Origin of the sequence: Amycolatopsis sp. NPDC051061, from assembly GCF_040682935.1 — a bacterium.
Taxonomy (GTDB): Bacteria; Actinomycetota; Actinomycetes; order Mycobacteriales; family Pseudonocardiaceae; genus Amycolatopsis.
This window is the reverse complement of sequence record NZ_JBFBBZ010000073.1, coordinates 15,385-38,482: the sequence shown is the minus strand read 5'-3', so window position 1 is coordinate 38,482 and position 23,098 is coordinate 15,385. Positions and strand designations below refer to the sequence as shown.

Sequence of the window (23,098 nt, the reverse complement as noted above, 5' to 3'; positions counted from 1 at the left end):
GCCGGCTGCGGCGCGACGACGCCCCCCGCCGCCCCGCCGCCGGCACCCGCCGCGGCCGGGCTGACGCGGTCCCTGCCGACCGCGCTCGACGTCCCCGCGATCGACGCGAAGTCGACGCTGGTGTCGCTCGGGCTCAACGCCGACCGCACCGTCGAGGTGCCGCCGGTCGACCAGCCGCTGCAGGCCGGCTGGTACGAGTACGGCCCGACGCCCGGCGAGGCCGGGCCCGCGGTGATCCTCGGGCACATCGACGGCGACCACCGCAAGGGCATCTTCTGGCGGCTGCGCGAGCTGAAGCCGGGCGATCCCGTGCACGTCGACCGCGCCGACGGCGGGAAGCTGACGTTCGAGGTGACGAAGGTCGACCAGATCGCGAAGAAGGAGTTCCCGACCGAAGCCGTGTACGGCAACACCTCCGACCCCGAGCTGCGCCTGATCACCTGCGGCGGCAAGTACGACGCGGCGAACCGGAACTACCTCGACAACGTGATCGTGTACGCCAAGCTCAAGCGCTGAGCGTTTAAACCAGTAGAACCCCACCACCCCGCACCATTACCGTGCAACGAATCACCGTCGCCTGATCGAGGACGTGCCGTTGTACATCGCGTGAGAACCCCCGAGTGCTGAATCGTCGCGCGTCGCGCCTGTGCGCCGCGCTGCTTCTTGCTGCGGACTTCTCACGGAATTCGGTGTACTTCTGTGCTCATCGACTGGGTGGTCGTTCCCACCTGCCTGCCGCTCGTCCTCCGCCGCTGCCACGTGTGCGGGGCCGAGCGGTTCCGGGCCAACGGAAAATTTCGCGTCAACGCCCACCACAAGCTCATCGACGCCTGGCTCCTCGCGCTCTGCACCGGGTGCGGGGACACCGTGAAGCTCACGGTCCTGGAGCGCGTGAACGTGCGGGCCGTACGGCCGGAGCTGCTGGACCGGCTGCACGTCAACGATCCCGGCCTGGCCGCCGAGCTGCTCCGGGATCCGGTGCTGCGGCGCCGCAACCACATCGCCCTCGACTGGGAGGGTGCCTGGCGCCTCGACACCGGCGGATCGGATTACCTCGACCGTGAGGTGCTCGACGTCTCGGTCCACCTCGCCGCGCCGATCCCGATCCGGCCGGCGCGGCTGATCGCCGAAGGGTGCGGTCTCGCGCGGGCCGAGGTGGAGCGGCTGATCACGGAAGGGAAGGTCGTCTCGGCGGCCCGGTTGAGCGGCAAGCTCTCCGGCAGCTTCACCTTCACGCTCAAGCGCTGAACCCCCGGGAGGCGAGCCGCTCACCCACGGCCGGAGCGGCTCGCCTTGCGGAACTCGCGGTTGAGACTCGCGATGCTCGCGAACGGAATCCCCTTCGGGCACGACGCCACGCACTCACCGGTGTTCGTGCACCCCCCGAAGCCTTCCGCGTCCATCGTGTCGACCATGTCCAGCACCCGGCGGGCCCGCTCCGGCTGTCCCTGCGGCAGCAGGCTCAAGTGGGTCACCTTCGCCGCCGTGAACAGCGTCGCCGAGCCGTTGGGGCACGCCGCCACGCAGGCGCCGCACCCGATGCACGTCGCGTTGTCGAACGCCAGGTCCGCGTCCGGCTTGGGGACCGGCGTCGCGTGGGCGTCCGGGGCGCTGCCCGTCGGGGCACTGACGTACCCGCCCGCCTGAACGATCCGGTCCAGCGCCGACCGGTCCACCACCAGATCCTTGATTACCGGGAAACCCTTGGCGCGCCAAGGTTCCACGTCGACCACGTCGCCGTCCTCGAAGGACCGCAGGTGCAGCTGGCAGGACGTCGTGCGCTCCGGGCCGTGCGCCTGCCCGTTGATCACGACGCCGCAGGAGCCGCAGATGCCCTCGCGGCAGTCGTGGTCGAAGGCCACCGGTTCTTCGCCGTTCGCGATCAGCTCCTGGTTGAGCACGTCCAGCAGTTCGAGGAAGGACATGTCCGGGCTGAGGTCGTCGACCGGGTAGGACACCAGCCGGCCCTCGGTGGCCGGGCCGGCCTGCCGCCAGACGCGGACGGTGAGTTTCATGTGTAGCTCCGCTGGGTCGGGTGGACGTGCTCGAAGGTGAGGTCCTCGCGGTGCAGCACGGGTTTCTCGCCGTACTCCCACGCGGCGACGTACGAGAAGTGCTCGTCGTCGCGCTCCGCCTCGCCCTCGGCGGTCCGGTGTTCTTCACGGAAGTGGCCGCCGCAGGACTCCTCCCGCGCCAGCGCGTCGATCAGCAGCAGCTCGGCCAGTTCCAGGAAGTCCGCGACGCGGTTCGCCTTCTCCAGCTCCTGGTTCAGCTCCGCCGCGACGCCGGGGATGCGGACGTCACGCCAGAACTCCGCGCGCAGGCCGGGGATCCGCTCCAGGGCCTTGCGCAGTCCTTCGCGGCTGCGGGACATCCCGCAGTGGTCCCACATCAGCAGGCCCAGCTCGCGGTGGTACGAGTCGACCGACCGTGATCCGCGGATCGCCAAAAGCCGGGAAATTCGCTCGCGCACCTCGGTTTCCACGCGCGTGACCTCGTCGTGCCGCGGCGAGACGTCGGCCAGGCGGGTCCCGCCGAGGTAGTCGTTGAGGGTCGCCGGCAGCACGAAGTAGCCGTCGGCGAGGCCCTGCATCAACGCCGACGCGCCGAGCCGGTTGGCGCCGTGGTCGGAGAAGTTGGCCTCCCCGATGACGAACAACCCGGGGATCGTGCTCTGCAGGTCGTAGTCCACCCACAGCCCGCCCATCGTGTAGTGGATGGCCGGGTAGATCCGCATCGGCGTCCGGTAGGGATCTTCCGCCGTGATGCGCTGGTACATGTCGAAGAGGTTGCCGTAGCGAGCTTCGATCGCCGGGCGGCCCATGCGCTCGATCGCGTCGGCGAAGTCCAGGTAGACGCCCAGGCCGCCGGGCCCGACGCCGAGTCCCGCGTCGCACACGTTCTTCGCCGCCCGCGACGCGATGTCGCGCGGCACCAGGTTGCCGAAGCTCGGGTACAGGCGCTCGAGGTAGTAGTCGCGCTCGTCCTCGGAGATCTCCTCCGGCGGCCGCGTGTCGCCCTTGCGCTTCGGCACCCAGATCCGGCCGTCGTTGCGCAGCGACTCGCTCATCAGCGTCAGCTTCGACTGGTGCTCCCCCGACCGCGGGATGCACGTCGGGTGGATCTGGGTGAAGCACGGGTTCGCGAAGTACGCGCCGCGCTTGTGCGCCCGCCAGATGGCCGTCGCGTTGGAGCCCTTGGCGTTGGTGGACAGGTAGAAGACGTTGCCGTAACCGCCGGTCGCGAGGACGACAGCGTCGGCGAGGTGCGTCTCGATCTCCCCGGTCACCAGGTCCCGCGCGACGATCCCGCGGGCACGCCCGTCGACGACGACCAGGTCGAGCATCTCGGTCCGCGGGTGCAGTTCGACGTTCCCGGCGTCGATCTGCCGCGACAACGCCTGGTACGCGCCGATCAGCAGCTGCTGGCCCGTTTGGCCGCGCGCGTAGAAGGTCCGCTGCACCTGCACACCGCCGAACGAACGCGTGTCGAGCAGACCGCCGTACTCGCGGGCGAACGGCACGCCCTGCGCCACGGCCTGGTCGATGATCTGCGCCGACACCTGGGCGAGCCGGTACACATTGGACTCCCGGGAGCGGAAGTCCCCGCCCTTCACCGTGTCGTAGAAGAGGCGGTGGACGGAGTCGCCGTCGTTGCGGTAGTTCTTCGCCGCGTTGATCCCGCCCTGCGCGGCGACCGAGTGCGCCCGCCGCGGCGAGTCCTGGAAGCAGAACTGCACCACCTGGTAGCCCTGCTCGGCCAGCGTCGCCCCGGCCGACCCGCCGGCCAGCCCGGTGCCTACGACGATCACGCGGTGCTTGCGCCGGTTCGCCGGGTTCACCAGCTTGGCGGCGAACTTCCGTTCGTCCCAACGGTTCTCCAGGGGAACCGCGGGTGCCTTGGTATCGGCGATCGGGTCGCCCGTCACGTAGTCGGACATCAGTCCACCAGTCCCGTCATGATCGCGATCGGGACGAGCGCGTAGCCGCCCGCGATCACGACCGCCGTCGTGCTGCCGAGGATCTTGATCGCCCGTTCCCGTCTCGCGCTGGTGACCCCCAGCGTGCGCGCGGCACTGGCGAAGCCGTGGTGGATGTGCAGGCCGAGCATCGCGAGCGCCACCAGGTAGATCACGTTGACCCACCAGACCTGGAAGTCCGCGACGAGGTTGTGGTACGGGTCACCCGGCACGAAGTCCCGGTTCACCGTGCCCACGGTGAAGTCGAGGACGTGCCAGACGACGAACACCGCGAGCGTCGCGCCGCCCCAGCGCATCGTGCGCACCGCGAAGGTCGCGCGCACCGGCCGCCGGTGGACGTAGCGCACCGGCCGCGCCCGGAGATCTCGCCGGACCAGCTGCACCGCCGCTGTGACGTGCAGGACCAGCGCGACCAGCAGGACGACGCGCTGGATCCAGAGGAACCAGGCGTAGTGCAGGATCGGTTCGCCGATGGTTCGCAGCCAGTGCGCGTAGTGGTTGAGGTCGTCGGCGCCGAGGAACGTCTTGAGGTTGCCGACCATGTGCGCGAAGACGAACGCGAGCAGGAGCCCGCCGCTCACCGCCATGACGATCTTCTTGCCGATCGTCGAGTCCCAGAACCGGCGGACGTTCGAACGGCGCTCGAGGTCAGTTACCACCCGATCGACGGTAAGAGCGGTTCCATCAGAGGTCAAAGACATGATAGCTCTGCATTCGATAGCCACCGGCTATCGTGGGGGCATGCAGCTGCACCAGCTCGCCTACTTCGTCGCCGTCGCCGAGCACCGGCACTTCACCCGCGCCGCCGAGGAGATGCGGGTCGCGCAGCCCTCGCTGTCCCAGCAGATCCGCACGCTCGAGCACGACTTGGGCGCGCCGCTGTTCCACCGGATCCGCGGCAACGTCTCGCTCACCGAAGCCGGCGAGGTCCTGCTGCCGATCGCGCGGCGGATCCTGGCGGAGACCGAATCCGCGCGGCTCGCGATCCGGGAGCTGGCCGAGCTCGACCGCGGCCGCGTGCGGCTCGGCGCGCCGCCCAGCCTGTGCACCGGCCTGCTGCCCGCGATGCTCTCGGCGTTCCGCCGCCGGTACCCGGGCATCCAGCTGGAACTGCACGAGAGCGGGTCGGGCGACCTCCGGCAGCGGCTGGCCGAAGGCGCGCTGGACCTGGCCCTGCTGGCCGGGGCGCGGATGTCCGGCGACCCCCACCTGGCGGCGACGCCACTGCTGCTGGAGGAGCTGGTCGTGATCTCCCCCGCGGACGCGCCGGTGCCCCGCGCGGGCGACCGGCTCGACGTCCGCGAGCTCGCGGACGTCCCGCTGGTGATGTTCCGCCGCGGCTACGACGTCCGGGAAGCGACGGTGAACGCGTGCCGCGCGGCCGGGTTCGAGCCGTCGTTCGCGATCGAGGGCGGCGAGATGGACGCCGTGCTGGAGCTGGTGCGCGCGGGCGTCGGATCCGCGGTCGTGCCGAGCACCGTTGCGGGTGAGCGGTTCCTGATGACGCGGTTCGCGCCGGACGCGGGCATGACCCGGATCGTGCAGCTGGCCTACCGCAAGGAAGTCGAGCCGACGCGGGCCGTCCGGGCGCTGCGCACCGCGGTCGTCGGGTTCGTCGCCGATCGCGCGAGCCTCCCGCCCGGCATCGAATCCCTTGTGGACAGAGCCCTTGTGGACAGAGGCGCCCGACCAACGGAGGGTTGACGCACCGGCGCGTCGAGGAGTCCGATGGACGCCGTGAATCGTCTGCGCTCGGCCGCCGTGCTCGTCGTCCTCGCCGGTTCCCTCCTGGCCCCGGTCCCCGCCGTCGCCGCGACCGGTCTGGGGTTCGACCTCGACGCGGCCACCATCCCCGAACTCCAGCAGCGGATGGACCACGGTGGCCTCACCGCCGTTCGGCTGACCACCGCCTACCTGCGCCGCATCGACGCCATCGACGGCAAGGTCCACTCGGTCGTCGCCGTCGACCCGGGCGCGCTCCGGGCCGCGGCCGCCAGCGACGCCCGCCGCCGCGCACACCGCACGCTCGGGCAGCTCGACGGGATCCCGGTGCTGCTCAAGGACAACATCGACACGCGCGCGCAGCCGGCGACCGCGGGTTCGCGGGCCTTGCCGCGCAGCCGGCCGGCCGCCGACGCGGCCCTGGTGAACCGGCTGCGGAGCGGCGGCGCGGTGATCCTCGGCAAGACCAACCTGTCCGAGTGGGCCAACTTCCGTTCGACGCATTCGACGTCGGGCTGGTCCGGCATCGGCGGTCAGACGAACAACCCTTACGTCCTCGACCGCAACCCGTGCGGCTCGTCGTCGGGCTCCGGCGCCGCCGTCGCGGCCACGCTGGCCCAGGTCGCGATCGGTACCGAGACCGACGGCTCGATCGTCTGCCCGGCCGGCGCCAACGACGTCGTCGGCGAGAAGCCGACGCTCGGGCTCGTCAGCCGGACCGGCGTCGTGCCGATCTCCGCGGAGCAGGACACCGCCGGGCCGATGGCGCGCCACGTCGTCGACGCCGCCGTCACGCTGTCGGTGCTGCAGGGCCGCGACAAGGCCGACCCCGCGACGGCGGCCATCCCCGCGGGCCAGCCGCGCGACTACGCGGCCCTCCTGAACCCGGGTGCTCTTCGCGGAGCCCGGATCGGCGTCTGGCGGCTGGCCGGCCTGGACGCCGACGTCGACCGGGTCACCCGCGACGCCGTCCGGACGCTGACCGCCCGCGGCGCCACCGTCGTCGACGTCGACCTGCCGTACCAGGACCAGATCGGCGCGGCCGAGACGCCGGCGCTGCTCACCGAGTTCAAGCGGGACCTCAACGCCTACCTCACGCACCGTCCGGGCCACCCCGCCACGCTCGACGAGCTGATCGCCTTCAACCGTCGCGACCCCGTGGAGCTTTCGAAGTTCGGCCAGGAGCTGTTCGAGCAGGCCGCGGCCGCGCCGGCCCCGAGCGACCCGACGTACCGGCAGCAGCGGGCGACGGCCACCTCGCTGGCGCAGCGGTCGATCGACGAGACGCTCTCGCGGCTGCACCTCGACGCGATCGTCGCGCCGACCAACAGCCCGGCGTGGAAGACGGACTACGCCGCCGGCGACGCGTTCGTCCTCGGTTCGTCGACCCCGGCGGCCGTGGCGGGCTACCCGAACGTGTCGGTCCCGGCCGGGTTCGCGGGCCCGCTGCCGATCGGCGTGTCGTTCTTCGCCGGTCGCTGGGCCGACGCCCGGGTCCTCGCCTTCGCGGCGGCGTTCGAACGGGCCGCCCCGGCGCGCCGGGCCCCGGCCTTCCTTCCCACGCTCGGCTCCTGACGATCGTTAGGGTGGGGGCCGACGGTGAGGAGGACAGCCGATGGTCACCCGCGCGGAGCGGAACGCGACGGACCCCGACCTGGGTGTCCTCTCGGGACGGCTCCTGTTCGCGGTCCAGCGGGAGCTGTTCGCGACGCTGGCTTCCCAGGGATTCGACGACCTCAAACACCGGCACGGCGCGGTGCTCGCCTACCTGGACCCCGGCGGCGTCCGGGCCACCGAGCTGTCCCGGCTTTCGGGGCAGTACAAGCAGATCATCGGCACGCTGATCGACGAGCTCGAGGGTCTGGGGTACGTCGAACGGCGGCCGGATCCGAGTGACCGCCGCGCGAAGCTGATCTGCCCCACCGAGCGCGGCCTCGCCCAGATGCGCGCGGCGGACGCGATCATGGCGGCCATCCAGCGCCGCCACGCCGACCGCCTCGGCCGCGAGGACTACGAGCGCTTCAAGCGCACGCTCACCGACATCACCGAGCACCAGCGCGGCCACACCCCCGCCGACGACTGACCCGCCGCGCGTGTCGTCCCCCCAATCACGCGAGATGCCCGCCCAATCACGCGAGTCACGCGTCCAATCACGCGAGCCGACCCTCCGGATACGCGAGCCGACCCTCCAGGCACGCGAGCCGACCCTCCGGGTACCCCTGCCGCAGGCCCGAACGGCCCACGTGAATCAGGCCTTATCGATTCAGACACCCTCTGCTAGCCTGCGGCACGAACCCGCGCACGGCAGCGCCGCCGGCGCCCCCTGGGGAAAATCTTCAAGGAGCTGAAATGACGGCAATCGCCCGTGTTCATGGCCGCGAGGTCCTCGACAGCCGGGGCAACCCGACCGTCGAGGTGGACGTCGTGCTGGCGGACGGCTCGCTGGGCCGGGCCGCCGTCCCGTCGGGTGCCTCCACCGGCACCCGGGAGGCCGTCGAGCTCCGCGACGGCGACAAGGCGCGCTACCACGGCAAGGGCGTCCGCAAGGCCGTCACCGCGGTCAACACCGAACTCGCCGAGGCCGTCATCGGGCTGAACGCCGAAGCCCAGGCCGAGGTCGACGCCGCGCTCATCGCCGTCGACGGAACCGCGAACAAGGCCCGCGTCGGCGCCAACGCCACGCTCGGGATCTCGCTGGCCGTCGCGAAGGCCGCCGCGGCGGCGAACACCCTGCCGCTGTACCGCTACGTCGGCGGCGTCTTCGCCCACCAGCTGCCGATGCCGATGATGAACATCATCAACGGCGGCGCGCACGCCGACAACCCGATCGACTTCCAGGAGTTCATGATCGGCCCGGTCGGCGCGGAGACCTTCGCCGAGGCCGTGCGGATGGGCTCGGAGGTCTTCCACACGCTGCGCGCGTCGCTGCGGAAGGCCGGGCACGGCACCAACGTCGGCGACGAAGGCGGCTTCGCGCCCAACCTCGCCTCCGCCGACGAAGCGCTCGAGTTCGTCGTCCGCGCGATCGAGGAGAGCGGCTACACCCCCGGCGAGGACATCGCGCTGCTGCTCGACCCCGCCGCGTCGGAGTTCTACGACAACGGCGTCTACGACTACCGCGGCGAAGGCCGCAAGCGCAGCGTCGAGGAGCACGTCGCCTACCTCGCCGAGCTGACCACGCGCTTCCCGATCGTCTCCATCGAGGACGGCCTCGCGCAGGACGACTACGACGGCTGGAAGCAGCTCACCGACGGCATCGGCGACCGCGTGCAGCTCGTCGGCGACGACGTCTTCTGCACCAACGTCACGCTGCTGCAGGACGGAATCGACCGCGGGATCGCGAACTCGATCCTGGTCAAGGTCAACCAGATCGGCACGCTCACCGAGACGCTGCTCACCGTCGACACCGCGCACAAGGCGGGCTACTCGGTCGTGATGTCCCACCGCTCCGGCGAGACCGAGGACACCACGATCGCCGACCTCGCCGTCGCCACCGGCTGCGGCCAGATCAAGACGGGTTCGCTGTCCCGCTCCGACCGCACGGCCAAGTACAACCAGCTCATCCGCATCGAGGAAGAGCTGGGCGCCGAAGCCCGCTACGCCGGGCGGGCCACCCTTCGCGGCAGCCGCTGATCGGCGGACCGGGCCGATCTGTAGTGACATAGGACGGGTGAAGTCTTTTCACTCTTTCCTGGACAAGGCCGACGAACGGCTCGGCGACGGGCTCGAGCACGTCCTGTGCGCCCACCACCAGCGACGACTTCGCGCGCTGGGGTGGGGCGACGTGCTCGAGCCGGGTGGCGCGGAGGACCGCTTCGGCGGCCGGGCGGCGGTCCGCGACGGCAACCGCGTCGAAGTGCTGATCGACGGCGAGGAGACCCTGCCGGCGATCGAGGCCGCCATCCGGAGCGCGAAATCCCATGTGCACATCGCGAACTGGCACGCGAGCGCGGACTTCCGGCTGACGCGCGAGCCCGGCGCCCTCACCCTGCGGGAGCTGCTCGCCGAGACCGCCGAGCGCGGTGTCGAAGTGCGGGTGCTGATGTGGGCCGGTCCGCCGGTCCCGGCGTTCCAGCCGACGCGCGGCCTGGCGCAGCGCGAGCAGCGCAAGTTCACCGACGGCTCGGCCGTGCGCTGCGTGCTGGACTCGCGCGAGCGGACCATGCACTGCCACCACGAAAAGCTGGTGGTGGTCGACGACGCGGTCGCGTTCGTCGGCGGCGTCGACTTCACCGCGCTGGAGGGCGACCGCCACGACAGCCCGGACCACCCGCCGCGGCCGATCGGCTGGCACGACCTGGCGTCCCGGCTGGAAGGACCGATCGTCGCCGACGTCGCGGACCACTTCCGGCGGCGGTGGTCGGAGGTCGCGAACGAGGACCTGCCGGCACCGGCCGTGCCAGGGCCGGCCGGCGGCACCCGCGTCCAGCGGCTGCGCACGGTGCCGAACTCCACCTACGACTTCGCGCCCCAAGGTGAGTTCACGATCCTCGACGGCTACCTGCGGGCGCTGCGCTCGGCGCGGCGGCTGGTCTACCTCGAGAACCAGTTCCTCTGGTCACCCGAGATCGCCGAGGTGCTCCTCGACAAGCTGCGCAACCCGCCCGACGACCGCTTCCGCATGGTCCTGCTGCTGCCGCGCAAGCCGAGCAACGGCGCCGACACCACCCGCGGCCAGCTGGGGCGGCTCCTCGACGTGGACGACGGCCACGGCCGCCTGCTCGCGACGACGATCAGCGCGCACAGCGCCGACACCGGCAACGCCTCCTCCCCCGTCTACGTCCACGCGAAGCTCGGCATCGTCGACGACGAGTGGCTGACCGTGGGGTCGGCGAACCTCAACGAGCACTCGCTGTTCAACGACACCGAGGTCAACATCGCGACCGACGACCCCAAGGTGGCCCGCACGACGAGGCTGCGCCTGTGGGCCGAGCACCTCGGCCGCGACGTGGCCGAGGTGGACGGCGACCCGGCGGACGTCGTCGACGACCTCTGGCGGCCGTTGGCGCAGGAGCAGGCGGAGCGGGAACGCCGAGGCGAGCGCCGCACCCACCGGCTCGTGCTGCTCCCCGGCGTCTCGCGGCGGGCGGGCCGGCTGCAGGGTCCACTGCGCGGACTGCTCGTGGACGGCTGAGGCGAAGATCGGCCGCCCGCTCTAGATTGGGCAGCATGACCTCCACCGCCGAAAAGGCCACCCGGCTGCAGGAGCTGCACGCCGCGCCCGAGCTGCTGCTCGTCGTCAACGTCTGGGACGCCATCACCGCCAAGGTCGTCGCCGAGACGCCCGGCACGCAGGCCCTCGCCACCCCCAGCCACGGCATCGCCGCCTCGCGCGGCTACCCGGACGGCGAGAAGATCCCGCGCGACGAGATGATCGCCGAGGTCGCGCTGATCGTGCGGACGGCCGGCGACCTGCCCGTCACCGCCGACCTCGAAGCCGGCTACGGCGATCCCGGCGGCACCATCGCCCGGGCGATCGAGGCCGGCGCGGTCGGCGCCAACCTCGAAGACCAGATGAAGCCGCTGGGCGACGCCGTCAAGGCGGTCGAAGCCGCCGTCGCGGCCGCGCAGAAGGCCGGGGTCGACTTCGTGCTCAACGCCCGCACCGATGCCTTCCTCAAGACCGACCCCGAGACCGCGCTGGAAGAGGCGATCACGCGCGGCCGTGCCTACCTCGACGCGGGCGCGTCGAACTTCTTCGTTCCCGGCAAGCTCGACGAGGCCCAGGTCGCGCGGCTCGTCGAAGAACTGGGCGAGCGCAAGGTCAACCTCATCGGCATCCCCGGCTCGATCTCCCTCAAGCGCGCGCAGGAGCTCGGCGTCTCGCGCGTGTCCTACGGGCCGTGGAGCCAGAACGTCGCCCTGACCGCGCTGGCCAAGCTCGCCGAGGACGTCTACGCCGGCGGCGGCCTGCCCGCCGACACCCGGAAGCTGAACTGAGCGCTACCGGATCCGCAGCCGCCGCATGAGCTTCAGCCCGGACAGCATGCTTTCGACGTACTTCTCGTAGCCCTGTCCGGGCCGCGGGCCCATGACCTGCTTCTTCAGCACGGCCAGGTTCTGCACGTCGGTGTACTTGAGCAGGCCCTGGTCGCCGTGGCGGGCGCCGACCCCGGAGCTCTTCACGCCTCCGGACGGCGTCCCCTTCGCGGCGAACGCGGTCGCGAGGATGTCGTTGACGTTCACGTTGCCGGACTCCAGGCGCGCCGCGACCGCCCGCGCGGCGCCGATGTCGCGGCTCCAGACCGAGGCGTTGAGGCCGTAGTCGGTGTCGTTGGCCAGCTCGACGGCCTCGTCGACGGTCCGGTACCGGTGCAGCGCGATCACCGGCCCGAAGGTTTCGGTGACCCCGCAGACCATGTCCTTCGTGACGCCTTCGAGGATCGTCGGCTCGAAGAACGCCGGCCCGAGGTCCGGGCGCGGCTTGCCGCCGCAGAGCACCGTCGCGCCCTTCGCGACGGCGTCGTCGACGTGCTCCTTGACGCGGTGCAGGTGATCGGGTGAGACGAGCGAGCCCATGTCGGGTCCGAAGTCGTAGGCCGCGCGGACGTCCAGCGCGCTCGTCGCCGCCACGAACGCGTCCTTGAACTCGTCGTAGCGGGACTCCGGGAGGTAGATCCGCTCGATGTGCATGCAGATCTGGCCGGTGTTGCCGAACGCGCCGAAGATCGCGCCCCGCACGGCTTCGGCGAGGTCGGCGTCGTCGAGGACGATCATCGGGTTCTTGCCGCCGAGCTCCAGGCAGCAGCCGATGAGGTTGCGCCCGGCGCGCTCGCCGATCACCCGGCCGGTGGCCGTGGAGCCGGTGAACATCACGTAGTCGGCGTGGTCGATCAGCGTCGGGCCGACGTCGGGGCCCTCGCCGCAGACGACCTGGAACAACCCCTTCGGCAGGCCGGCCTCCTCCAGCATCCTGATGCCGTAGAGCGGGGAAAGCGCGGTCTTGTTGTCCGGCTTCAGGACGACCGCGTTGCCGGCCATCAGCGCCGGGATCGCGTCGGAAATGCCGGTGGCGAACGGGAAGTTCCACGGCGCGATGATGCCGACGACCCCCTTGGGCAGCCGGACCTCGGTCGACGACGTCAGCATCGGCACCGGCCCGCCGCGTTTCGTCGGCGACAGCAGCTTCGCGGCCCGCCGCAGGTAGTGGCTCATCACCATCGCGGGATCGCAGGTTTCTTCGATCGCCATCCGCCGGTTCTTGCCGCTCTCGACCTGGATGAGGTCGGCGACGGCCCGCGCGCGGCCGACGAAGAGCGCGTGCGCCCGCTTGAACACCGCCAGCCGTTCCTTGAGCGGTGTGGCGGCCCACTCGCGTTGCGCCTCGCGGGCGACGGCGAACGCCTGCTCGATGTCGGCCGGCGTCGACTGCGGCAGCTCGACGAGCGCCTCGCCGGTGTAGACCTCGGTGAGTTTCCAGGTTTCGCCGGACGAGCCCGGTACGCGGGCGACCAGCTCTCGCAGGAAGGCGTCGGTCACCGACGCCGGGCGGGTGAGCTTCAGCGGGGTCACGGTCACGATCCGCTCCCGAGGACGAGCCGGGCGCCCAGTTCGCCGATCATGATGGCGGGCGCGTTGGTGTTGCCGCCGGTGATCGACGGCATGATCGAGGCGTCGCAGACCCGCAGGCCCTCGACGCCGCGCACCTTGAGGTCGGGGCCGACGACCGCGAGCTCGTCGACGCCCATCCGGCAGGTGCCGACGCCGTGGTAGACCGACGTCGCGCGGTTGAGGATCGCGTCGCGCAGCTCCTGGCCGCGCAGGTTCGTGCCGGGGTGGATCTCTTCCTTGACCGCGCCCTTGAACGCCTTCGACGCGAAGATCTCGCGGACCATCTCCGAGCCCTCGGCGAGGACCTCCAGGTCGGCCGGGTCGGAGAGGTACTGGAAGTCGATGAGCGGCGCGGCCGCGGGATCGGCCGACGCGAGCCGCAGCGTGCCGCGGCTCTTCGGGTAGATCAGCGTGGACAGCACGGTGAGCGCGGGGCGCTTGTCGACGTCGTGGCGGATCGGCGCGTCCTGGTTGGGCGACACGTACGCCCACGGCAGGAGGTGCAGCTGCAGGTCGGGGACGGCGTCGGCCTGGGAGGTCCGGAGGAACGCGACCGCCTCGAAGACCGAGTTGGCGAGGAATGTGGTGCCGGGCTTCAGCAGCTCACGGGCCAAGCCGCGGGCGAAGTACGACGCCGCGCCCTTGTTCTTGCTGGAGGACACGTGGAACGTCAGGGCGTGGAACATGTGGTCGTGCATGTTGTCGCCGACGGGCAGGTCGGCGAGCACGTCGATGCCGTGCTCCTTGAGGTGCTCGGCGTGGCCGATCCCGGACAGCATGAGCAGCTGCGCGGAGCCGACGAACCCGGCGGAGAGGATGACCTCCTTGCCGGCGCGGATGGTGCGCGGCCGGCCGCCGTCGACGACTTCGACACCGACGGCGCGCCCGTTCTCGAAGAGGACCTTCTTCGCCAGCACGCCGGACTGGAGTTCGAGCGTCGGCGATGCGAGGTGGTGGAGGTAGCCGCGCGAGGCGCTGTAGCGCAGGCCGTCGGCGGCGTTCTGCTGCATCCGGCTGACGCCCTCTTGGGACTCGGCGTTGTAGTCGTCGAGGACCTTGCAGCCGAGCGCGTCGGACGTGGCGTCGATGAACTGCAGCGAGCCTTCCTGGGGGATCTTGGTGCGGGTGACCCGGATCGGGCCGCCCGCGCCCCGGAAGGCGTTCTCGCCGTCCTCGAAGTCCTCCATGCGCTTGTACGCGGCGTTGACGCTGTCGGCGTCCCAGCCGGTGTTGCCCTCGGCCGCCCAGGAGTCGAAGTTGGCGCGGTTGCCGCGGACGTAGACCATGCCGTTGATGGAGCTGGAGCCGCCGACGACCTTCCCGCGCGGCACCGGCATCCGGCGATCCAGAACGTGTTTCTGCGGGATGCCGTAGTAGCCCCAGTCGTTGAGGGCCTTGAGCTGCGGCACCGCGTGCATCGGGCCGACCAGGCCCGGCTTCTTGACCAGCAGCTGCTCGTCGCTCTTCCCGGCTTCGAGGACGATCACGCTGGCCCCGGACTGCGCCAGCCGGCCCGCGATCGCCGCCCCCGAGCTCCCCGACCCGACGACGACGTAGTCGGCCTCGTCGCCGCGCGGCGCCTTCTTCGCCATGTCCGCTCCTCGATCCGGCCCACCACAAACTATAACCTGTTCTAGTTTGCTCACGGTATAGCTTCGCCGCCTCGGAGCGCAACGGGTACTTCTACGTCGCTTTCCTGGCCTTTTCGATCTCCGCGACCAGCTTGCGCACCCGGCCGGTGTCCAGGCTCCCGTAACAGAACGTGTTCATGTCCACTTGGTCACCGCCACTGGCGGGGTTCTTCACGACTTCGTCGGAGGCGCCTTCGACGGAGAACGTCAGCTTTCCGGGGCGGGAGAACCCGGGCTCGGAGTTGCTGATCTTTTTGATCTTTTTGACGTCGAAGGTGTGCTTGCGGTCGGCGCCGAAGAAGCCGTCCTTGAGGGCCGCGCTGATGGTGACTTCCGTGCCGCTGAACCGGATCGAGCGCCGTCTGGCGTGCATGCTTCCTCCCCGCGAAGCCGGAGGAAAACTGTAAGCAGTCACCCCATCGGGCGACAAGCGGCCAGTCGGAGTCGGCAGCGCGTCGCAGTCCGCGGTCGGTCAGAGCCCGCGGCGCAGCGCCTCCGCCGCCCGGGCCAGATCCGCACGGACCTCCCGGGCCGCTCGGGCCGCCCCCTTCACCTGGTGCCGCTGGAGGCTCAAGGCGTACACGTTCCACAGCCCCGTGACGGCCGCCGCCGTGATGCGGACGATCGGGTCGTCGGGCGTCGTGCCGGCCCGGGTGGCCAGCGCCTCGACCGCGGCCTCCGTCAGCCGGTCGCGCGCCTCGCGGTGGTGCGCCACCAGCGCCGGGGTCGCCCGGACCAGCTCGCCGAACCGGCGGACCTCCGCCCAGCCGTGCCGGCGCGCCGAGGCGATGAGGAAGTCCAGCTCCTCGCCGAGCACCTCGAGCGCCGCGTCCAGGGGCTCGGAGTCGGCGAGGCGCGCGCTCAGCGCCTCCACGTGCGTGTCCCAGCGGTCGGCCAGCAGCGCCTCCTTGCTGCCGAAGTGGTTGAACACCGTCTTTTCCGTGACCCCGCACGCCCGCGCGACGTCGGCGACGCGAACCGCGTCGAACCCGCGCTCCAGGAACATCCGCGTCGCGGTGTCCGACAGCTGCCGCCGCAGTTCTCGCTTCCGCCGCTCCCGCAGCGTCTCCGGTTTCAGCACCAGTACATCCTACAGCAGGAGTAGTATTTACAGTGACTGTAACGAACGGAGATCCCATGAGCGAGTTCGAGATCGTTCGCGAGTACCCGCACCCCCGGCCCCGGGTCTGGCGCGCCCTCACCGACCCGGCCCTGGTCCCGCGCTGGACGTCGACCGGCCGCGGCGGCCGTCCGGAGGGCTTCGCGCCGGAAGTCGGCACGCGGTTCCGGTTCGTCGGCCGCCCGGTCCCCGGCTGGGACGGCGTCGTCCGCTGCGAAATCCTCGCGGCCGACGCGCCCGAGCTGCTCAGCTTCAGCTGGCGCAACCAGGAAGCCGACGCGCCCAGCACCGTGACGTGCCACCTGGCCGAGACGGCGACCGGGACCCGCCTCACCTACCGCCACACGGGGTTCCGCGGCGCCGGCGGGTTCTTCATGGCCCGGCTGCTGCACCGGGTCCGGCGCCGGATGCTCACCGAAGGCCTGCCCGGCGTCCTCGCCGAAAGCGACTGGTAGCGGCTACGGCGCAGGCGACCTCCCCCGCCGCGGGCGCGCCGCATCCCCTGCAGCGTCCCCGCGGCGAGCACGCCGCCTGCGCGCGCATCCCCGCAGCGTCCCCCGCCGCCCCTCGTTCAGCCCGGCACCGGGTCCGGCTCCACCCTCAGCACGTCGTCGGCGAGCCCGGCCGCCAGCGCCCGCAGCGCCGCGTCCAAGTACACCGTCAAGTCGGCGTCCGCGCGGGCGGACCAGCGGTCGTACGCCGCGCGGCAGGCGGCGAGCACCGCGCGTCCCACCACCAGCGGGTACAGCGACTCCTCCGGCTGGCCGGACCGGCGGGCGACGAACGCGCTCACCGCGCGCTCCCACGCGTCGTAGTGGACCGCCGCGCTCGCGGCCAGGTCCGGCACCGTGCTCAACAGGGTCATCCGCCTGCGCAGCTCCGGCACGTCCTCGGCGCGGTAGTGGTTGGCCGCCAGCACCGCGCGACGCACCGCCTCCAGCACCGGCAGGTCCGCCGGCATCTCGGCGAGCAGGGTCCGGATCGTCTCGACCTCGGTGTCGAACTCGTTCCAGAGCACGTCGGCCTTGGCGTCGTAGTAGCGGAAGAACGTCCGCCTGCTGACACCGGCCGCGGTGGCGATCTGGTCGACGGTGGTCTCGTGGAAGCCCTGCTCGCTGAACAACCGCAGCGCGGCGACCTCGAGTTCCCGGGCGCTGGTGCCCGGCGGACGGCCCCGGCGGTTCGCGGGCCGGGCGAGCACGTCATCGGTCATCCGGGTGCCGTTCCCTCCAGAGCCTTGATTATCGACACGGGGTGACATTACCCTCCCCCCTATTCGACACTCAGTGCCGAAAATCATCACTGCCGAAGGAGTCAGGATGAGCGAGAACCAGACCACGCCGGAGACCGACGAGCCCCTGACCGAGGAACTGCTGGTCGAAGAGGTCTCGATCGACGGCATGTGCGGTGTCTACTGAGGACTCGCCGGCGGGCTTCGACCTGGACGGCCCGTGGCGCCTCGACGACCGGGTCTCGATCCGGCCCGAGCGGTTCGGCGCCCTGCTGTACCACTTCGGCACCCGCCGGCTTTCCTTCCTGAAGAGCCCGACGCTCCTGGACGTCGTCCGCGGCCTGGCCGAGCACCCGGACGCGCGGGCGGCCTGCACCGAAGCGGGCGTCGGCGCCGCGGAGCTGCCGAGGTACCGCGCGGCACTGTCCGCCCTCGCCGCCTCGAGCATGATCCAGCCGAGGAGGCTCTGATGTCCCTTGTGGACGAGTTCCAATACGGGCTCGACGCCCCGATCTGCCTCACCTGGGAACTGACCTACGCCTGCAACCTTTCCTGCGTGCACTGCCTTTCCTCGTCCGGCAGACGTGATCCGCGCGAGCTGAGCACCGCCGAGTGCAAGGCGCTGATCGACGAGTTCGAGCGCATGCAGGTCTTCTACGTCAACATCGGCGGCGGCGAACCGACGGTGCGCCCGGACTTCTGGGAACTCGTCGACTACGCCACCGACCACCACGTCGGGGTCAAGTTCTCCACCAACGGCGTCAAGATCACCCCTGACGTCGCACGGCGGCTGGCCGGGAGTGACTACGTCGACGTCCAGATTTCCTTGGACGGCGCCACCGCCGAGGTCAACGACCACGTCCGCGGCCCCGGCTCCTACGCCACCGCGATCCGAGCGATGGAACACCTGGCCGACGCGGGCTTCGAGAACTTCAAGATCTCCGTGGTGATGACGCGCCACAACGTGAGCCAGCTCGACGCGTTCAAGGCCATCGCCGACCGCTACCGCGCCCAGCTGCGGATCACGCGGCTGCGCCCGTCCGGCCGGGGCGCCGACACCTGGAACGAGCTGCACCCGAGCGCCGCCCAGCAGCGCGAACTCTACGACTGGCTCGTGGCGCACGGGGAGAACGTGCTCACCGGCGACTCGTTCTTCCACCTCGCCGGCTACGGCGAGGGCGACCTGCCGGGGCTGAACCTGTGCGGCGCCGGACGGGTCGTGTGCCTGGTCGACCCGGTCGGCGACGTCTACGCCTGCCCGTTCGCCATCCACGACACCTTCCTCGCCGGCAACGTCCGGGGCGGCGGCGGGTTCACTGGCGTGTGGCGGGAATCCGAGCTGTTCACGGAGTTGCGGAGCCCGCAGAGCGGCGGCGCGTGCGAGTCGTGCTCGGCGTTCGACGCCTGCCGCGGCGGCTGCATGGCCGCGAAGTTCTTCACCGGGCTGCCGCTCGACGGGCCCGACCCGGAATGCGTGCGCGGCCACGGAGAGCCGGCTCTCGCGGGCGTCACCAGCGTCCCGAAGCCGTCGCTCGACCATTCCCACCGGCGGCGTCCGGTCCCGGTCACCATCGGGATGCGCCGCCCGCCGGAACGGGCCTGCGACGACAGCCCGCTCGCAGGATTCGGACGCTGACCGTGCGGCTCGCGGACCTGTCCTGGCCGGACGTCGCCGAGCGCGCGGCGGCCGGCGCGATCCTCGCGGTGCCGGTCGGCGCGACCGAGCAGAACGGACCGCACCTGCCGCTCTCGACCGACACCGACATCGCGCTCGCGCTGTGCGATCGGCTCTCGGAGAAGCGTCCGGACGTCCTGGTGGCGCCCGCCGTGGCGTTCGGGTCCAGCGGCGAGCACGCCGGGTTCGCCGGGACGCTCTCGATCGGCCAGGCCGCCACCGAGCTCCTGCTGCTGGAGCTGGGCCGATCCGCCGCGGAGACGTTCCGGCGGCTGTTGTTCGTCTCCGCGCACGGCGGCAACGCGGGCCCGGTCGCCCGCGCGGTGGCCAGGCTGCGGGCGGAGTCGCGGGACGTCGAGGTGTACCGGCCGCACTGGGACGGCGACCCGCACGCCGGACGCCCGGAAACCGCGGTGCTGCTGGCCTTGCGGCCTGAGGGCGTACGGATGGACCGGGCGGTCGCGGGCGACCGGCGTCCCCTGGGTGAAGTACTGCCGCTGCTGCGGGAGGGCGGAGTGCGCGCCGTCAGCCCGACCGGTGTGCTCGGCGACCCGGCCGCCGCGACGGCGCGGGAAGGCCGGGCGTTGCTGGACGAGCTGACCGACCGGCTGGTCTCCCATGTGGACGGTTGGCCATGAGGACGGCGCTCGTCACCGGCGCGGCCCGCGGGATCGGGGCCGCGACCGTGCGGCGCCTGACGGGCCAGGGCTACGCCGTGCTCGCGGTCGACGTCGCCGCCGACGACCCGGCGCTGCCGTACGCGCTGGGGAGCAAGGCCGAGCTGGCCGCTGTCGCCTCGCAGACGGGCGCCGAGGCATTCGTCGCCGACGTCCGGGACCCCACGGCGCTGGCGGCCGCGGTGGCCTCGGTGGAAGACCGCTGGGGTGGCCTCGACGTCGCCATCGCGGCCGCCGGAGTGATCGCCGGGGGCGTGCCGTTGTGGGAGGTCCCCCCGGAGCAGGAGGCCGCGGTGCTCGACGTGGACCTGCGCGGGGTGCTCAACCTGGCGCGGGTGGCCGTCCCGGCGTTGCTGCGCCGAGCGGAGCCGAGGTCGGGCCGGTTCCTCGCGGTCGCCTCCGCCGCCGCGACGCGCGGGTTGCCGATGCTGGCGGCGTACTGCGCGGCGAAGGCGGGGGTGGCCGGCCTGGTCCGCGCACTGGGCGCCGAACTGGGCGGGACCGGGGTGACGGCCAACGCGGTCAGTCCCGGCTCGACCGACACGCCGATCCTCGCGGAGAGCGCTCGGCTGTACGGCCTGCCGGGCGCGGAGGATTTCGCCGCGCAGCAACCGGCCGGGAGGTTGCTGGAGCCGGCCGAGATCGCGCGGGTGCTGGCGTTCCTCGCGGATCCCGAGAGCGGTGCGACGACCGGCGCGGTGGTGCCGGTGGACGGAGGGCTGGCCCTGTGACTCCCCCACACAACGGCCTGCCGACCGGCGCTGCCACTCTCGGTGACTTCCGGGTCGGACCCGCCCCCCGCACCGAGCCCGACCCGGGCACCCGGACCCCGCACCGCGCCGCCGCCTCCCTCGATGGAGGGCCGACCCCGTGACCCCCGCGCCCGCTCCCCTGCCCGCCGGCTTCCGGATCACCCTCGACCCGGATACCAAGCAGCTCCGCGAAGACCTCTGGTTCGGCGGCTCACCGGCCCGCGTCCTCCGCCTCACCGCCGCCGGCCGAAGAGCCTGGCAGGAACTCGCCCAGGGTCCGGTCACCTCTCGCGCCACCGGTGCGCTCGCCCGGCGGCTCACCGATGCCGGCTTCGCCCATCCCGTTCCCCCCGACCCGGCCGAGCCCCCGGACGTCACCGTCGTCATCCCGGTCCTCGACCGGCCCGGCCCGCTGGCCCGCTGCCTGGCGTCGCTCGACGGACGGCACCCCGTGCTCGTCGTCGACGACGGGTCGGAAGACCCCGCCGCGATCGCCGCCGTCGCCGCCGCGCACGGGGCGAAACTCGTGCACCACGACGTCAACCGCGGCCCCGGGGCCGCGCGGAACACCGCTCTCGACCACGTCGAGACCGAACTCGTGGCCTTTGTGGACAGTGACTGCGTCACCAGCGAGAACTGGACCGACCAGCTCGCGGCCCACTTCGCCGATCCCCTCCTCGCCGCGATCGCGCCGCGTGTCCGCGCCTTGGCCCCCGACACGACCGCCGGCCGGTACACGAAGGCAGCCGGCAGCCTCGACCTCGGCGATCGGCCCGCGCGGGTCGCGCCCCGCACCCGGACCTCGTACGTGCCGACCGCGGCCCTGGTCACCCGCCGGTCGGCCTTGATGGAGATCGGCGGCTTCGACCCGGAACTGCGGATCGGCGAGGACGTCGACCTCGTCTGGCGGCTGCACGCCGCGAACCACCGGGTCCGGTACGCCCCCGACGTCCACGTCGACCACCAGGAACCCGAGACCTGGCGCGAACTACTCGGACGCCGAGCGCGCTACGGCACCTCCGCCGCCCCGCTCGCGAAGCGCCATCCCGGGAACCTCGCGCCGCTCGTCCTGCACCCGTGGCCGGCCCTGACCGTCGCCGCGCTGCTCGCCCGGCGTCCCGCGATCGCGGCAGGCGGCTTCGCCGGCGCCGTCCTGAGCATGCTGAAGACGTTGCACGCCAACGACATCCCCACCGAAGGCGTGGTCCGCGCGATGGGCACCGCCGTGCACCAGACCTGGCTCGGCGCCGGCCGCTACGGGACGCAGTTCGCCGCGCCGGTCCTCGTCGCGCTCCTCGCCCGACGCGGCTGGGGACGGCGCGCCGCGGTCGCGTCACTGCTGCTCGGTCCGCCGCTGACCCGGTGGCTCGCCGACCGGCCCGCCCTCGACCCCCTCCGCTACACCGCCGGCGCCCTCGCCGACGACATCGCCTACGGCGCCGGCGTCTGGGCCGGCTGCCTCACCCACCGGACGCCCGCACCGGTGCTGCCCGAGATCGCCTGGCGCCCGGTGCGCGTCGACAGCAAGGAAAAGCGAGGCCCCGCATGAGCAACGCCTGGTTCGAATCCATCGCCGAAGCCCAGCGGCGCGCGAAGAAGCGCCTGCCCGCGTCCGTCTACTCCGCCCTGATCGCCGGCTCCGAGAAGGGGCTGACGCTCAAGGACAACCTCGACGCGTTCGACGAGCTCACCTTCGCTCCCCGCACCGCGGGCCACGCCGGCGACCGCGCCCTCGCCACCACCGTGCTCGGCCGCGAGATCGCGCTACCCGTGCTGATCTCCCCCACCGGCGTCCAGGCCGTGCACCCGGACGGCGAAGTCGCCGTCGCCCGGGCGGCCGCCGCGCGCGGCACCGCGATCGGCCTGAGCTCCTTCGCCGGTAAGCCGATCGAAGAAGTCGTCGCCGCCAACCCGGACACGTTCTTCCAGATCTACTGGACCGGCAGCCGCGACGACATCCTCGGCCGGCTCGACCGCGCCCGGCGCGCCGGGGCCGCCGGGCTCATCCTCACGCTCGACTGGTCGTTCTCCCACAGCCGCGACTGGGGCAGCCCGCACATCCCCGAAAAGCTCACCTTCCGCGAACTGCTGCGCTTCGCGCCCGAAGGCCTGGCCCGCCCGCGCTGGCTGCTGGACTACGCCCGCACCCGGCGCCTGCCCGACCTGAGCGTGCCGAACATGGCCGAACCCGGCTCGCCGGTCCCCACGTTCTTCGGCGCCTACGGCCAGTGGATGCAGACGCCGCCGCCGTCGTGGGACGACGTCCGGTGGCTGCGCGAGCAGTGGGACGGGCCGTTCCTCCTCAAGGGCGTCATCCGCGTCGACGAGGCCCGGCGCGCGGCCGACGCGGGAGTCAGCGCGATCTCCGTGTCGAACCACGGCGGCAACAACCTCGACGGCACCCCGGCGACGATCCGGGCGCTCCCCGCGGTCGCCGACGCCGTCGGCGACCAGGTGGAAGTCCTGCTCGACGGCGGCATCCGGCGCGGCAGCGACGTCGTCAAGGCGCTCGCCCTCGGCGCCCGGGCCGTCCTCATCGGCCGCGCGTACCTCTGGGGCCTCGCCGCGAACGGCCAAGCCGGGGTCGAAAACGTCCTCGACGTCCTGCGCAACGGCATCGACTCGACGCTGCTGGCCCTCGGCCACCGGAGTATCCACGACCTCGGCCGGGACGACGTCCGGATCCCGGAGACCTTCACCCGCGCCCTCGGCACCGACGCGCCGGCCCCGATCCGCTGACCGTCGTACCGCGACGGACGA

At 71.9% G+C, this 23,098-nt stretch carries 24 protein-coding genes; 16 read left to right on the top strand and 8 right to left on the bottom strand.

The annotated features are described in order from the left end of the window. A partial coding sequence (locus AB0N03_RS48205; protein WP_364387535.1) for a class F sortase occupies positions 1-516 on the top strand: 516 nt, incomplete at its 5' end. Positions 517-699: 183 nt separating this feature from the next. Continuing rightward, complete coding sequence (locus tag AB0N03_RS48200; RefSeq protein WP_364387533.1) at positions 700-1,248, top strand: DUF1062 domain-containing protein; 549 nt, start codon at positions 700-702, stop codon at positions 1,246-1,248. A 20-nt stretch (positions 1,249-1,268) separates the two neighbouring features. Here AB0N03_RS48200 and AB0N03_RS48195 read toward each other — a convergent pair whose 3' ends face one another. The 3 genes from AB0N03_RS48195 to AB0N03_RS48185 are packed head-to-tail and all read right to left on the bottom strand — an operon-like array spanning position 1,269 to position 4,680. Next, the gene (locus tag AB0N03_RS48195; protein ID WP_364387531.1) at positions 1,269-2,015 is read right to left on the bottom strand and encodes a succinate dehydrogenase/fumarate reductase iron-sulfur subunit; all 747 of its coding nucleotides are present in this window, start codon (positions 2,013-2,015) and stop codon (positions 1,269-1,271) included. After that, positions 2,012-3,940: a fumarate reductase/succinate dehydrogenase flavoprotein subunit gene (locus AB0N03_RS48190; protein ID WP_364387529.1), complete on the bottom strand. Its 1,929-nt coding sequence runs from the start codon at positions 3,938-3,940 to the stop codon at positions 2,012-2,014. The genes AB0N03_RS48195 and AB0N03_RS48190 overlap by 4 nt, the downstream gene beginning before the upstream one ends. Further along, positions 3,940-4,680, bottom strand: a complete 741-nt coding sequence (locus AB0N03_RS48185) for a succinate dehydrogenase cytochrome b subunit (RefSeq protein ID WP_364387527.1) — start codon at positions 4,678-4,680, stop codon at positions 3,940-3,942. The genes AB0N03_RS48190 and AB0N03_RS48185 overlap by 1 nt, the downstream gene beginning before the upstream one ends. 40 nt (positions 4,681-4,720) lie before the next feature. On the opposite strand from AB0N03_RS48185, the gene AB0N03_RS48180 reads away from it, so the two are divergent. The 6 genes from AB0N03_RS48180 (at position 4,721) to AB0N03_RS48155 (ending at position 11,641) form a co-directional block, all read left to right on the top strand. Next, the gene (locus tag AB0N03_RS48180) at positions 4,721-5,683 is read left to right on the top strand and encodes a LysR substrate-binding domain-containing protein (RefSeq protein ID WP_364387525.1); all 963 of its coding nucleotides are present in this window, start codon (positions 4,721-4,723) and stop codon (positions 5,681-5,683) included. A gap of 24 nt (positions 5,684-5,707) precedes the next feature. Beyond that, positions 5,708-7,276, top strand: a complete 1,569-nt coding sequence (locus AB0N03_RS48175; protein ID WP_364387523.1) for an amidase — start codon at positions 5,708-5,710, stop codon at positions 7,274-7,276. Positions 7,277-7,316: 40 nt separating this feature from the next. Continuing rightward, positions 7,317-7,784, top strand: coding sequence for a MarR family winged helix-turn-helix transcriptional regulator (locus AB0N03_RS48170; RefSeq protein ID WP_364387522.1), 468 nt, complete (start codon positions 7,317-7,319; stop codon positions 7,782-7,784). A gap of 266 nt (positions 7,785-8,050) precedes the next feature. After that, complete coding sequence (eno, locus tag AB0N03_RS48165; protein WP_364387520.1) at positions 8,051-9,334, top strand: phosphopyruvate hydratase; 1,284 nt, start codon at positions 8,051-8,053, stop codon at positions 9,332-9,334. Positions 9,335-9,371: 37 nt separating this feature from the next. Beyond that, complete coding sequence (locus AB0N03_RS48160; protein WP_364387518.1) at positions 9,372-10,835, top strand: phospholipase D family protein; 1,464 nt, start codon at positions 9,372-9,374, stop codon at positions 10,833-10,835. A 35-nt stretch (positions 10,836-10,870) separates the two neighbouring features. After that, complete coding sequence (locus AB0N03_RS48155) at positions 10,871-11,641, top strand: isocitrate lyase/phosphoenolpyruvate mutase family protein (RefSeq protein ID WP_364387516.1); 771 nt, start codon at positions 10,871-10,873, stop codon at positions 11,639-11,641. A gap of 3 nt (positions 11,642-11,644) precedes the next feature. On the opposite strand, the gene AB0N03_RS48150 is transcribed toward AB0N03_RS48155, so the two are convergent. The 4 genes from AB0N03_RS48150 to AB0N03_RS48135 form a co-directional block, all read right to left on the bottom strand. After that, complete coding sequence (locus AB0N03_RS48150; RefSeq protein ID WP_364387514.1) at positions 11,645-13,219, bottom strand: succinic semialdehyde dehydrogenase; 1,575 nt, start codon at positions 13,217-13,219, stop codon at positions 11,645-11,647. Further along, positions 13,216-14,844, bottom strand: coding sequence for a GMC family oxidoreductase N-terminal domain-containing protein (locus AB0N03_RS48145; protein ID WP_364387512.1), 1,629 nt, complete (start codon positions 14,842-14,844; stop codon positions 13,216-13,218). Before AB0N03_RS48145 ends, AB0N03_RS48150 begins: the two co-directional genes overlap by 4 nt. A gap of 91 nt (positions 14,845-14,935) precedes the next feature. Further along, on the bottom strand, positions 14,936-15,256 hold the full coding sequence (locus tag AB0N03_RS48140; protein WP_364387510.1) for a hypothetical protein: 321 nt from the start codon (positions 15,254-15,256) through the stop codon (positions 14,936-14,938). A gap of 99 nt (positions 15,257-15,355) precedes the next feature. Further along, entirely contained in the window at positions 15,356-15,964 is a 609-nt protein-coding gene (locus AB0N03_RS48135) for a helix-turn-helix domain-containing protein (RefSeq protein ID WP_364387508.1), read from the bottom strand. 56 nt (positions 15,965-16,020) lie between these two features. Between AB0N03_RS48135 and AB0N03_RS48130 the strand changes: the two genes are divergently transcribed. Next, positions 16,021-16,458 carry an SRPBCC domain-containing protein gene (locus tag AB0N03_RS48130; protein WP_364387506.1) on the top strand — a complete coding sequence of 146 codons (438 nt, stop codon included), beginning with the start codon at positions 16,021-16,023 and terminating at the stop codon, positions 16,456-16,458. Positions 16,459-16,574: 116 nt separating this feature from the next. On the opposite strand, the gene mftR is transcribed toward AB0N03_RS48130, so the two are convergent. Continuing rightward, positions 16,575-17,216, bottom strand: coding sequence for a mycofactocin system transcriptional regulator (gene mftR / locus AB0N03_RS48125; RefSeq protein WP_364387504.1), 642 nt, complete (start codon positions 17,214-17,216; stop codon positions 16,575-16,577). A gap of 106 nt (positions 17,217-17,322) precedes the next feature. Here mftR and mftA point away from each other — a divergent pair, with 106 nt between their 5' ends. From mftA to mftD, 7 genes are all read left to right on the top strand, one after another. Beyond that, complete coding sequence (mftA, locus tag AB0N03_RS48120) at positions 17,323-17,421, top strand: mycofactocin precursor MftA (protein ID WP_364387502.1); 99 nt, start codon at positions 17,323-17,325, stop codon at positions 17,419-17,421. Next, on the top strand, positions 17,411-17,704 hold the full coding sequence (gene mftB / locus AB0N03_RS48115) for a mycofactocin biosynthesis chaperone MftB (protein ID WP_364387500.1): 294 nt from the start codon (positions 17,411-17,413) through the stop codon (positions 17,702-17,704). The genes mftA and mftB overlap by 11 nt, the downstream gene beginning before the upstream one ends. After that, complete coding sequence (mftC, locus tag AB0N03_RS48110; protein WP_364387498.1) at positions 17,704-18,870, top strand: mycofactocin radical SAM maturase; 1,167 nt, start codon at positions 17,704-17,706, stop codon at positions 18,868-18,870. The genes mftB and mftC overlap by 1 nt, the downstream gene beginning before the upstream one ends. A gap of 2 nt (positions 18,871-18,872) precedes the next feature. Next, a complete protein-coding gene (mftE, locus tag AB0N03_RS48105; RefSeq protein ID WP_364387496.1) occupies positions 18,873-19,547 on the top strand; it encodes a mycofactocin biosynthesis peptidyl-dipeptidase MftE in 675 nt (224 codons plus the stop codon). Next, positions 19,544-20,317 (top strand): mycofactocin-coupled SDR family oxidoreductase, encoded by a 774-nt coding sequence (locus tag AB0N03_RS48100; RefSeq protein ID WP_364387494.1) that lies wholly within the window; start codon positions 19,544-19,546, stop codon positions 20,315-20,317. Before mftE ends, AB0N03_RS48100 begins: the two co-directional genes overlap by 4 nt. 139 nt (positions 20,318-20,456) lie before the next feature. Next, entirely contained in the window at positions 20,457-21,887 is a 1,431-nt protein-coding gene (mftF, locus tag AB0N03_RS48095) for a mycofactocin biosynthesis glycosyltransferase MftF (RefSeq protein WP_364387492.1), read from the top strand. Beyond that, positions 21,884-23,077 carry a pre-mycofactocin synthase MftD gene (gene mftD / locus AB0N03_RS48090; protein ID WP_364387490.1) on the top strand — a complete coding sequence of 398 codons (1,194 nt, stop codon included), beginning with the start codon at positions 21,884-21,886 and terminating at the stop codon, positions 23,075-23,077. The genes mftF and mftD overlap by 4 nt, the downstream gene beginning before the upstream one ends. Positions 23,078-23,098 lie beyond the last annotated feature (21 nt).

Bases quoted from the DNA above. Each gene is read 5' to 3' on its own strand.
- AB0N03_RS48100 (WP_364387494.1), top strand. From the start codon at position 19,544: ATGAGGACGGCGCTCGTCACCGGCGCGGCCCGCGGGATCGGGGCCGCG.
- mftR (WP_364387504.1), bottom strand. From the start codon at position 17,216: ATGACCGATGACGTGCTCGCCCGGCCCGCGAACCGCCGGGGCCGTCCG.
- mftD (WP_364387490.1), top strand. From the start codon at position 21,884: ATGAGCAACGCCTGGTTCGAATCCATCGCCGAAGCCCAGCGGCGCGCG.
- eno (WP_364387520.1), top strand. From the start codon at position 8,051: ATGACGGCAATCGCCCGTGTTCATGGCCGCGAGGTCCTCGACAGCCGG.
- AB0N03_RS48145 (WP_364387512.1), bottom strand. From the start codon at position 14,844: ATGGCGAAGAAGGCGCCGCGCGGCGACGAGGCCGACTACGTCGTCGTC.
- AB0N03_RS48185 (WP_364387527.1), bottom strand. From the start codon at position 4,680: ATGTCTTTGACCTCTGATGGAACCGCTCTTACCGTCGATCGGGTGGTA.
- AB0N03_RS48190 (WP_364387529.1), bottom strand. From the start codon at position 3,940: ATGTCCGACTACGTGACGGGCGACCCGATCGCCGATACCAAGGCACCC.
- mftA (WP_364387502.1), top strand. From the start codon at position 17,323: ATGAGCGAGAACCAGACCACGCCGGAGACCGACGAGCCCCTGACCGAG.
- AB0N03_RS48155 (WP_364387516.1), top strand. From the start codon at position 10,871: ATGACCTCCACCGCCGAAAAGGCCACCCGGCTGCAGGAGCTGCACGCC.
- AB0N03_RS48175 (WP_364387523.1), top strand. From the start codon at position 5,708: ATGGACGCCGTGAATCGTCTGCGCTCGGCCGCCGTGCTCGTCGTCCTC.
- AB0N03_RS48170 (WP_364387522.1), top strand. From the start codon at position 7,317: ATGGTCACCCGCGCGGAGCGGAACGCGACGGACCCCGACCTGGGTGTC.
- AB0N03_RS48130 (WP_364387506.1), top strand. From the start codon at position 16,021: ATGAGCGAGTTCGAGATCGTTCGCGAGTACCCGCACCCCCGGCCCCGG.
- AB0N03_RS48195 (WP_364387531.1), bottom strand. From the start codon at position 2,015: ATGAAACTCACCGTCCGCGTCTGGCGGCAGGCCGGCCCGGCCACCGAG.
- AB0N03_RS48180 (WP_364387525.1), top strand. From the start codon at position 4,721: ATGCAGCTGCACCAGCTCGCCTACTTCGTCGCCGTCGCCGAGCACCGG.
- mftC (WP_364387498.1), top strand. From the start codon at position 17,704: ATGTCCCTTGTGGACGAGTTCCAATACGGGCTCGACGCCCCGATCTGC.
- AB0N03_RS48140 (WP_364387510.1), bottom strand. From the start codon at position 15,256: ATGCACGCCAGACGGCGCTCGATCCGGTTCAGCGGCACGGAAGTCACC.